Source organism: Pseudomonas gregormendelii, assembly GCF_017114825.1.
GTDB lineage: Bacteria > Pseudomonadota > Gammaproteobacteria > Pseudomonadales > Pseudomonadaceae > Aquipseudomonas > Aquipseudomonas gregormendelii.
This window is the reverse complement of the sequence record NZ_JADEVO010000003.1, coordinates 231,430-242,142: the sequence shown is the minus strand read 5'-3', so window position 1 is coordinate 242,142 and position 10,713 is coordinate 231,430. Positions and strand designations below refer to the sequence as shown.

The following is a 10,713-nucleotide window of genomic DNA, read 5'->3' as shown; positions in this document are numbered from 1 at the left end:
GAGGCAATCGGTGCCGGTGCCGGACGCGCAGGCGCACTGCTGCTGTAACTGCCAACGCTCGACGGCGCGGGCGCAGGTGCGGCTATGGGCGCGGCAACGGGGGCCGGCGCACTGTAGGCACCGGCGCGCCGATTACTGCGCGAGAGGGTATGGATCTTCTCGCACAGCAGTTGCTTGACCTTGTCCGGGTTGCGCGAGATGTCTTCGAAATTCTTCGGCAGGAAATCCACCGCACCAGCGTCCAGCGCATCCAGGGTGACCCGGGCGCCTTCGTGCGTCAGCGAGGAGAACATCAATACCGGGGTCGGGCAGCGTTGCATGATGTGCCGCACCGCCGTGATGCCGTCCATCATGGGCATCTCGTAGTCCATGGTGATCACATCCGGCTTGAGGGCCAACGCCTGGTCGATCGCCTCTTTGCCGTTGGTCGCGGTACCGACGACCTGGATGTTCGGATCCGCCGAAAGAATTTCCGAGACGCGGCGACGGAAAAAACCCGAATCGTCCACCACCAGGACCTTGACTGCCATAAACACTCCGTTAGATGGAGCGAAGGCGCGATCGCCCCGCTCCACCAGAATCAAATACGCCGGGTGGCGTAACGCTTGAGCATGCTCGGAACATCGAGAATCAGCGCAATACGGCCATCACCGGTGATGGTGGCGCCCGACATGCCCGGGGTTCCCTGGAGCATCTTGCCCAATGGCTTGATGACCACTTCTTCCTGGCCTACCAGTTGATCGACGACAAAGCCGATTCGCTGGGTGCCCACCGAAAGGATCACCACATGGCCTTCACGCTGCTCTTCATGAGCGGCGGAAGCGACCAGCCAGCGCTTGAGGTAGAACAGTGGCAATGCCTTGTCGCGCACGATCACCACTTCCTGCCCATCGACCACGTTGGTGCGCGACAGGTCGAGGTGGAAGATCTCGTTGACGTTCACCAGCGGGAACGCGAACGCCTGGTTGCCGAGCATGACCATCAGCGTCGGCATGATCGCCAGGGTCAACGGCACCTTGATGACGATCTTCGAACCCTGGCCCTTGGCCGAGTAGATGTTGATCGAGCCGTTGAGCTGGGAGATCTTGGTTTTCACCACGTCCATGCCCACGCCACGCCCTGACACGTCGGAGATCTCGGTCTTGGTCGAGAAGCCCGGGGCAAAAATCAGGTTGTAGCACTCGGTGTCGCTCAGGCGATCGGCGGCGTCCTTGTCCATGACCCCGCGTTTGACCGCAATGGCGCGCAGGATGTTGGGGTCCATGCCTTTGCCGTCATCGGAAATCGACAACAGGATGTGGTCGCCTTCCTGCTCGGCCGCAAGAATGACCTTGCCACCACGGGACTTGCCCGCGGCTTCGCGCTCTTCCGGCGACTCGATACCGTGGTCGACGGCGTTGCGTACCAAGTGGACCAGCGGGTCGGCCAGGGCCTCGACGAGGTTCTTGTCGAGGTCGGTTTCTTCGCCGACCAGTTCCAGGTTGATCTCTTTCTTGAGCTGGCGAGCCAGGTCGCGAACCAGGCGCGGGAAACGCCCGAAGACCTTCTTGATTGGCTGCATGCGGGTCTTCATCACCGCGGTTTGCAGGTCCGCCGTGACCACGTCGAGGTTGGACACGGCCTTGGACATGGCCTCGTCGGCGCTGTTGGCACCCAGGCGCACCAGGCGGTTACGCACCAGCACCAGTTCGCCGACCATGTTCATGATTTCGTCGAGGCGCGCGGTATCGACCCGCACGGTAGTCTCGGCTTCGCTTGCCGGCTTTTCCGCCGGCGGCGTGGCCGGTGCGCGAGCCGGGGCAGGCTTGGCGGCTTCGGCTTTTGGCTCAGGGGCTTTCGCCACCGGCTTGGGCGCTGCGGCCTTGGCTACCGGCGCGGCTACAGCAGCACTGGCAGCGACCGTAGCCGTGCCGACTTCGGAGAACTTGCCTTTACCGTGCAATTCGTCGAGCAGCGCTTCGAATTCGTGATCGGAGATCAGGTCGCTGCCCACTGCGGCGGCGACTGGTGCTGCCGCGACGGGCGCCGACGCAATCGCCGACTCCAGCGCTTCGACGGCGAAGTTACCCTTGCCATGGAGCTGATCGAGCAGTGCTTCGAATTCTTCGTCGGTGATGTCCGAGCTGTCGCCTGCGGCCTTTGGTGCAGCCGGTGCGGCAGGTGCCGCCGGGGCAACCACGGCGTCGATGGCGAACTGGCCTTTACCGTGCAACTGATCGAGCAACGACTCGAACTCGTCGTCGGTGATTTCGTCGCTGGCTGCAGCCGTGGTGCTGACGGGTGCTGGTGCGGCAGGCGCCGCCTCGGCCTGGGCCTTGACGGCGTTCAACGAGTCCAGCAGTTGCTCGAATTCGTTGTCGGTAATGTCACCCGATGTGCTTTCTGCCACCGGCGCCACTTCGGCAACCGGTGCAGCTTCGTCGGCCGATTGCGGCTCGGCCAGACGGGCCAGGGCTGCCAGCAACTCAGGCGTGGCCGCCGTGATCGGGCTGCGCTCGCGGACTTCGGTGAACATGCCGTTCACCGCGTCCAGTGCTTCGAGAACTACGTCCATCAGTTCCGAGTCGACGCGACGCTCACCCTTGCGCAGGATGTCGAACACGTTCTCGGCGATGTGACAGCACTCCACCAGCTCGTTGAGCTGGAGGAAGCCGGCGCCCCCTTTTACAGTGTGAAAACCGCGAAAAATTGCATTGAGCAAATCCGCATCATCCGGTCGGCTTTCCAGCTCGACCAGTTGTTCGGACAGTTGCTCTAGAATCTCGCCGGCCTCAACCAGGAAATCCTGAAGGATCTCTTCATCGGCGCCGAAGCTCATTAATGGGGTGCTCCTACAGGTCTAAAATCCAAGGCTGGATAGCAAATCGTCCACATCGTCCTGACCGGACATAACGTCTTCTCTTTTATCGGCATGAATCTGCGGACCTTCACCCTGAGAGAGATGTTTTTGTGGATCTTTTTCCGCGTGCATCGCTTGACGGTCATGTTCGATGCCCGCAAAGCGGTCCACCTGACTGGCCATCAGCACGAGCTTGAGCAGATTGCTTTCAACTTCGGTGACCAATTGAGTCACGCGCTTGATCACCTGGCCGGTGAGGTCCTGGTAATCCTGAGCGAGCAGAATGTCGTTGAGGTTGCCCGCCACCACGCGATTGTCTTCGCTGCTGCGTGTCAGGAAACCGTCGACCCGCCGGGCCAGCTCGCGGAACTCTTCGGCCCCGACTTCGCGGCGCATAAACCGTCCCCAGTCCGTGCTCAAGGCCTCGGCTTCCTGGCTCAGGCTGTTAACCAGCGGCGTGGCGTTTTCCACCAGGTCCATGGTGCGGTTGGCGGCGGCTTCGGTGAGCTTGACCACGTACCCCAGGCGCTCGGTGGCGTCGGTGATCTGAGAGACCTCCTCGGCTTGCGGCATATTCGGATCAATCTGGAAATTGACGATCGCGCTATGCAACTCGCGGGTGAGCTTGCCCACCTCCTGGTACAGGCCGCGGTCACGGGTCTGGTTGAGCTCATGGATCAGTTGCACGGCGTCGCCGAACTTGCCTTTTTCAAGGCTCTCGACCAATTCGACGGCGTGTTTTTTCAGGGTCGATTCGAAATCGCCCTGTGAAATTTCTTTTTGCTCCATAGCTCCCCCGTGGCGCAGTGACTCAGCCTATGCGTTCGAAAATCTTTTCGATTTTTTCTTTCAACGCCTGGGCCGTGAAGGGCTTGACCACATAGCCGTTAACACCGGCCTGGGCTGCTTCAATGATTTGCTCGCGCTTGGCTTCGGCGGTCACCATCAGCACTGGCAGGTGCTTGAGCTTTTCGTCGGCACGCACGTGGCGCAGCAGATCGATGCCGGTCATGCCGGGCATGTTCCAGTCCGTTACCAGAAAGTCGATGCTACCGCTGTTGAGGACCGGAATGGCCGTAGTGCCGTCATCCGCCTCGACCGTGTTGGTGAACCCAAGGTCACGCAACAGGTTTTTTATGATCCGCCGCATCGTTGAGAAGTCATCAACGATGAGGATTTTCATGTTCTTGTCCAATTCGACCTCCAAGCAGTCTTAAACGCGCCCAGCACCTGGACACGCCATTTCATTCAATCCGGCAAAACACTCGATGACTGTCTGGAGCACAACAGATCGCGACCGGCGCGTTTAACACCCGCCAGCCCGTTCGCAGTGTCCCCACACTGCCTTCAGCGCGCTCGCCACTCCCCCAAACGCCCCCGCAAACGGGCCGCGCACTGGCTGTGTAACTGGCTGACCCGAGATTCGCTGACACCCAGGACCTCACCGATTTCCTTGAGGTTCAGCTCTTCGTCGTAGTACAGCGCCAACACCAGTCGCTCACGCTCCGGCAAATTGGCAATCGCGTCCGCCAGCGCGGCCTGGAAGCGTTCATCTTCCAGGTCACGCGACGGCTCCGTATGAGCACTTGCGCCATCCTCGTGCAGCCCTTCGTGTTCGCCGTCCTGCAACAGGTCGTCGAAACTGAAGAGGCGGCTGCCCAGGGTGTCGTTCAAAATCCCGTAATAATCGTCAAGACTCAATTGGAGTTCGGCCGCAACTTCGTGATCTTTAGCGTCGCGACCTGTTTTAGCTTCAATCGAGCGAATTGCGTCGCTGACCATTCGGGTATTGCGGTGGACCGAACGTGGCGCCCAGTCCCCCTTGCGCACTTCATCGAGCATCGCGCCGCGGATTCGAATGCCCGCGTACGTCTCGAAACTCGCGCCTTTGCTGGCGTCGTATTTGGTGGATACTTCAAGCAGGCCGATCATCCCGGCCTGGATCAGGTCTTCGACCTGGACACTGGCCGGCAAACGCGCCAGCAGGTGGTAGGCAATCCGTTTTACCAGTGGCGCGTAACGCTCGATCAGCTCGCACTGCGCATCGCGGGCCGATATCTTGTAGAGGTTATAGCCACTGGCGGTCATAGCACCGGCCCTGCCGTTTGTTGTACGAGGCGCTCAACGAAAAATTCCAGGTGCCCGCGCGGGTTCGCCGGCAGCGGCCAGGTATCGACCTTCTGCGCGATCGCCTTGAACGCCAGCGAACATTTGGAACGCGGAAACGCTTCGTAAACCGCACGCTGTTTTTGCACGGCCTTGCGCACGCTTTCGTCGTATGGCACCGCGCCGACATATTGCAGGGCGACGTCGAGGAAGCGGTCCGTGACCTTGGTCAACTTGGCGAACAGGTTGCGCCCTTCCTGCGGGCTCTGGGCCATATTGGCCAGGACGCGGAAGCGGTTCATGCCGTAGTCGCGGTTGAGCAACTTGATCAACGCATAGGCGTCAGTGATCGAGGTCGGCTCGTCGCACACCACCAGCAGGACTTCCTGGGCGGCGCGCACAAAGCTGACCACCGAATCACCAATGCCCGCAGCCGTGTCGATCACCAGCACATCGAGGTTATCGCCGATGTCGCTGAAGGCCTGGATCAGGCCGGCGTGTTGAGCCGGTGTCAGGTGCACCATGCTCTGGGTGCCGGACGCGGCCGGCACGATACGAATGCCGCCCGGGCCTTGCAACAGAACGTCGCGCAGCTCACAGCGGCCTTCGATCACGTCGGCCAGGGTACGTTTGGGTGTCAGCCCCAAAAGGACGTCGACGTTCGCCAGCCCAAGGTCGGCGTCCAGAAGCATGACGCGCCGTCCGAGCTCAGCCAAAGCCAGCGACAAGTTCACTGACACGTTAGTTTTGCCGACGCCACCTTTGCCGCCGGTCACCGCGATCACCTGTACGGGATGCATGCTGCCCATGTTATTTCTTTACCTTGTCTTGCATAGACGGAGGCCACATTACTGGCTGCGCGTTCATCATCTGAACAATGCATGGCAGACCATCGATGTAGGTACAAAAACGATTCATTAATACCTCAGCCAACCTGCTTGGTGGGACTGTGGTAAATATCAGCGAACATGTCAGCCATGGCTTCTTCGCTGGGTTCTTCCTGCATTTGCACGCTGACTGCGCGACTGACCAATTGATGACGCCGCGGCAGATGCAAGTCATCCGGGATCCGTGGCCCATCGGTCAGGTAGGCCACCGGCAGTTCATGACTGATGGCCAGGCTCAACACATCGCCCAGACTGGCCGTTTCATCCAGTTTAGTCAGGATGCAGCCGGCGAGCCCGCAGCGCTTGTAACTGTGATAAGCGGCGGTTAGAACCTGTTTCTGGCTGGTGGTTGCGAGGACCAGGTAATTTTTTGACTTGATGCCACGTCCGGCCAGGCTTTCGAGCTGCATGCGCAGTGCCGGATCGCTGGCCTGCAGGCCGGCGGTATCGATCAACACCACACGCTTGCGCAACAAAGGCTCCAGCGCCTGCACCAGCGACTGCCCCGGGTCGACATGAGTCACCGGCACATTGAGGATGCGGCCCAGGGTCTTGAGCTGTTCCTGGGCGCCGATCCGGTAGCTGTCCATGCTCACCAGCGCAATGTTCTGCGCGCCGTACTTGAGCACGTAGCGGGCAGCGAGTTTGGCCAGGGTGGTGGTCTTGCCCATGCCGGCAGGGCCGACCATGGCAATCACGCCACCCTCTTCCAGGGGTTCGATTTCCGGTGTGGCGATCATCCGCGCCAAGTGCGCCAGCAGCATGCGCCAGGCCTGGCGAGGCTCGTCAATGTCGCCGATCATTGCCAGCAGATCCCTCGACAGCGGACCGGACAGGCCAATGCGTTGCAGCCGGCGCCACAGGTTGGCCTGGGCCGGGCGGCTGCCTTGCAGCTGATTCCACGCCAGGGAGCCCAACTGCACTTCCATCAGTTCGCGCAGGCTGTTGAGTTCAAAGCGCATCGAGTCAAATGCACGCGGATCGACACCGCCAGTGGCAGCGGGCGCCGGCGCCGGGCGTGCAGGCTCGGTGTAGGTGGGTTCGACCAGCGGTTCGGCGGCAGTCAGGGGCAAGCCGGCGAACAGCTGGCGATTGGTGGCCTTGTCGCTCTCGCCTTCGCTGCGCAGGCTCAGTTCGGCCTGGGCGGTGACGATCCGCGACTGGGTCTTGCGCAATTCGTCCTCGAGTTCCATGTTCGGAACCCGCGGTGCCAGCGCCGACAGCTTGTAATCGAGGGCAGCCGTCAGCTCCACGCCGCCGGCGATTCGGCGGTTGCCGATGATCGCGGCATCGGCGCCCAGCTCGTCACGAACCAGTTTCATGGCCTGACGCATATCGGCGGCGAAAAAACGCTTAACTTGCATAAACCACTACCTCAGCCGTTGGGCCCTACTGTCGCAACGATGGTCACTTGCTTGTTGTCAGGGATTTCCTGATACGCCAACACGTGCAAACCCGGGACTGCCAGCCGACCGAACCGCGAGAGCATCGCGCGAACCGGACCGGCCACCAGCAGAATCACCGGTTGACCTTGCATTTCCTGACGCTGCGCGGCATCGATCAACGAGCGCTGCAGCTTCTCAGCCATGCTTGGCTCCAGCAGGACGCCCTCTTCCGAGCCCTGTCCTGCCTTCTGCAGACTATTGAGCAATATCTGTTCCAACCTTGGCTCCAGCGTGATAACTGGCAGCTCGGAGTCAGTACCTACAATGCTTTGGACGATTGCGCGGGATACGCCGACCCGCACGGCAGCTACCAGCGCGGCGGTATCTTGACTCTTGGCCGCGTTGTTCGCGATGGCCTCGGCGATGCTGCGAATGTCCCGAACCGGCACCTGTTCGGCGAGCAAAGCCTGCAGCACCTTGAGCAACTGCGACAGCGACACCACGCCCGGCACCAGCTCTTCTGCCAGCTTGGGCGAGCTTTTGGCCAGCAATTGCATGAGTTGCTGCACTTCTTCGTGCCCGATCAGCTCGCTGGAGTGCTTGTACAGAATCTGGTTCAAGTGAGTGGCCACTACTGTACTGGCATCGACCACAGTGTATCCCAGCGACTGCGCCTGGGCACGTTGGCTGACTTCAATCCAGACCGCCTCCAGACCAAAAGCCGGATCTTTGGCGGTGATGCCGTTGAGCGTGCCGTAGACCTGCCCCGGGTTGATCGCCAGTTCGCGGTCCGGGTAAATCTCCGCCTCGGCCAGGATCACGCCCATCAGGGTCAGGCGATAGGCACTCGGCGCCAGGTCGAGGTTGTCACGAATGTGCACAGTGGGCATCAGGAAACCCAGGTCCTGGGACAGCTTCTTGCGCACGCCCTTGATCCGCGCGAGCAACTGCCCACCCTGATTGCGGTCGACCAGCGGAATCAGGCGATAGCCCACTTCCAGGCCAATCATGTCGATCGGCGTCACGTCGTCCCAGCCAAGTTCCTTGGTTTCCTGGGCGCGGGCCGGCGATGGCAGCAGTTCCTGCTGGCGCTTGACGTCTTCCAGGGCTTGCACCTTGACGCCGTTCTGCTTCTTCCAGAACAGGTACGCACCACCTGCCGCCAGCGCCGCCATGCTCAGGAAGGAAAAGTGCGGCATGCCGGGCACCAGACCCATCACCGCCATCAAGCCGGCAGCCACGGCCAGGGCCTTGGGCGAGGCGAACATCTGGCGACTGATCTGTTTGCCCATGTCTTCCGAACCGGAAGCACGGGTCACCATGATTGCCGCTGCGGTGGACAACAGCAGTGATGGCAATTGCGCCACCAAACCGTCACCGATGGTCAGCAGCGCGTACACCTTACCGGCGTCGGCAAACGTCATGCCGTGCTGGAAGATACCCACCGCCATGCCGCCGATCAGGTTGATAAACAGAATCAACAGGCCGGCAATGGCGTCACCGCGCACAAACTTGCTGGCACCGTCCATAGAACCGTAGAACTCGGCTTCCTGGGCCACTTCCGAACGGCGCGCCTTGGCCTGGTTCTGGTCGATCAAACCGGCATTGAGGTCGGCGTCGATCGCCATCTGCTTGCCGGGCATCGCATCGAGGGTGAAACGTGCGCTCACCTCGGAAATCCGCCCGGCACCCTTGGTCACCACGACGAAGTTGATGATCATCAGGATCGCGAACACCACGATACCGACCACGTAGTTGCCGCCGATCACCACCTCACCGAAGGCCTGGATCACCTTGCCCGCAGCGGCGTGACCGTCCTGGCCGTGCAGCATCACCACGCGTGTGGAGGCCACGTTCAACGCCAGCCGTAGCAGCGTCGCCACCAGCAGGATGGTGGGGAATACCGCAAAATCCAGCGGCCGCAACGCGTAGACGCACACCAGCAGGACCACGATGGACAACGCAATGTTGAACGTGAAGAACACGTCCAGCAGGAACGGCGGCATCGGCAACATCATCATCGCCAGCATGACCAGCAGCAACAACGGCACGCCCAGATTGCCCCGACTTAAGTCGGCAACGTTTGTGCGAGCACTGTTGAATAACTGAGAGCGATCCACCGATTTTCCTCGTTCCTGTAAAGCAAACTTTTGACGCCAGAAGCAGGCGCAAAGCCGCTATTGCAAGAAACCTTCCAACTTTCGCGGAGTGTTGAAGCAGAGGGGTTTATTCAGGAATTGTGGTGTTGCCTGGGCGGGCCTCATCGCGGGCAAGCCCGCTCCCACAGGTTGTGTGTCGACGGGTGATTTGGCGGCTATTCCTGCTTCTGAGGGGGCCGGCATCACCGGCACACAACTCAAGAATCGCGCCGCAGGTCCGGCGGAATCGGCAAGTCATCCTTGAGCGGGTCCGGGCGCTTGCCCCTGCCTGCCTTGTATTGGCGAATCTGATAGACATACGCCAGTACCTGGGCAACGGCCAGGTACAAGCCACCGGGTATTTCCTGGTCCAGCTCCGTGGAGTAGTAGATCGACCGCGCCAACGCCGGCGATTCCAGCAGCAGCACATTATTCGCCACGGCAATTTCACGCATCTTCAACGCCAGGAAATCGCTGCCCTTGGCCACCAGCATCGGCGCCCCGCCCTTGTCCGGGTCGTACTTGAGCGCCACGGCGTAGTGAGTCGGGTTGGTGATGACCACGTCGGCATCAGGAATGGCCGCCATCATCCGGCGCTGGGACATGTCGCGCTGCAGTTGCCGAATGCGCTGCTTGACCTCCGGCCGCCCTTCCTGGTCCTTGTGCTCGTCGCGCACTTCCTGCTTGGTCATCTTCAGTTTCTTGGCGCTTTCCCACAGCTGCACCGGCACGTCCACGGCGGCGATGATGATCAGGCCGCAAGCCATCCACAACGAGCTCCAGCCGACCACCTGCAGGCTGTGGATGATCGCCATGTCCAGCGGTTCGTGGGCGATGCGCAAGAGGTCGTCGATGTCCGAGGACAACACGGCCAGGGCCACGAACAGGATGATGAAGAACTTGGCCAGGGCCTTGAGCAGCTCTACCACGGCCTTCGACGAGAACATGCGCTTGAGCCCGGCGCCGGGGTTCATGCGGCTGAACTTGGGCGCCATGGTGCCGGCGGAGAACAGCCAGCCGCCCAGGGAAATCGGGCCGATCAGGGCCGCAAGCAACAGCGTGATCATCACCGGCTGGATGGCCAGCAAGGCGATCAGCCCTGAATGCAGGAGGAAGGTCCCCATGGACCGCTGGTCGAGGATGACTTCGCGCGACAGCGAGAAATTCATGCGCATCAGGTCCATCATTTCCTGGGCGAGCGCCCCGCCGAAGATCAGCAGCGCGGCCGAACCGGCGAGCATGATGGCCAGGGTGTTGAGCTCTTTGGAACGGGCGATCTCGCCCTTCTCCCGGGCGTCCTTTTTCTTTTTCTCCGTGGGGTCTTCTGTCTTGTCCTGACCGCTCTCGCTCTCTGCCAT

The 10,713-nt window shown here is 61.0% G+C and carries 9 protein-coding genes; all 9 read right to left on the bottom strand.

The features are described from left to right. A partial coding sequence (locus tag IMW75_RS04140; protein WP_205891948.1) for a response regulator occupies positions 1 to 530 on the bottom strand: 530 nt, incomplete at its 3' end. A gap of 50 nt (positions 531 to 580) precedes the next feature. Beyond that, a complete protein-coding gene (locus tag IMW75_RS04135; RefSeq protein WP_045058909.1) occupies positions 581 to 2,818 on the bottom strand; it encodes a chemotaxis protein CheA in 2,238 nt (745 codons plus the stop codon). A 21-nt stretch (positions 2,819 to 2,839) separates the two neighbouring features. Next, entirely contained in the window at positions 2,840 to 3,628 is a 789-nt protein-coding gene (locus IMW75_RS04130) for a protein phosphatase CheZ (protein WP_045058908.1), read from the bottom strand. Positions 3,629 to 3,650: 22 nt separating this feature from the next. Then, positions 3,651 to 4,022 carry a chemotaxis response regulator CheY gene (locus tag IMW75_RS04125; RefSeq protein ID WP_003183998.1) on the bottom strand — a complete coding sequence of 124 codons (372 nt, stop codon included), beginning with the start codon at positions 4,020 to 4,022 and terminating at the stop codon, positions 3,651 to 3,653. A gap of 164 nt (positions 4,023 to 4,186) precedes the next feature. Continuing rightward, complete coding sequence (gene fliA, locus IMW75_RS04120; protein WP_045058907.1) at positions 4,187 to 4,927, bottom strand: RNA polymerase sigma factor FliA; 741 nt, start codon at positions 4,925 to 4,927, stop codon at positions 4,187 to 4,189. Further along, positions 4,924 to 5,754 carry a flagellar synthesis regulator FleN gene (fleN, locus tag IMW75_RS04115; protein ID WP_045058906.1) on the bottom strand — a complete coding sequence of 277 codons (831 nt, stop codon included), beginning with the start codon at positions 5,752 to 5,754 and terminating at the stop codon, positions 4,924 to 4,926. The genes fliA and fleN overlap by 4 nt, the downstream gene beginning before the upstream one ends. 116 nt (positions 5,755 to 5,870) lie before the next feature. Continuing rightward, entirely contained in the window at positions 5,871 to 7,196 is a 1,326-nt protein-coding gene (gene flhF, locus IMW75_RS04110; protein ID WP_045058905.1) for a flagellar biosynthesis GTPase FlhF, read from the bottom strand. Between the two features lie 11 nt (positions 7,197 to 7,207). After that, positions 7,208 to 9,337: a flagellar biosynthesis protein FlhA gene (flhA, locus tag IMW75_RS04105; RefSeq protein WP_205891947.1), complete on the bottom strand. Its 2,130-nt coding sequence runs from the start codon at positions 9,335 to 9,337 to the stop codon at positions 7,208 to 7,210. Between the two features lie 236 nt (positions 9,338 to 9,573). Beyond that, complete coding sequence (gene flhB / locus IMW75_RS04100; protein ID WP_205891946.1) at positions 9,574 to 10,713, bottom strand: flagellar biosynthesis protein FlhB; 1,140 nt, start codon at positions 10,711 to 10,713, stop codon at positions 9,574 to 9,576.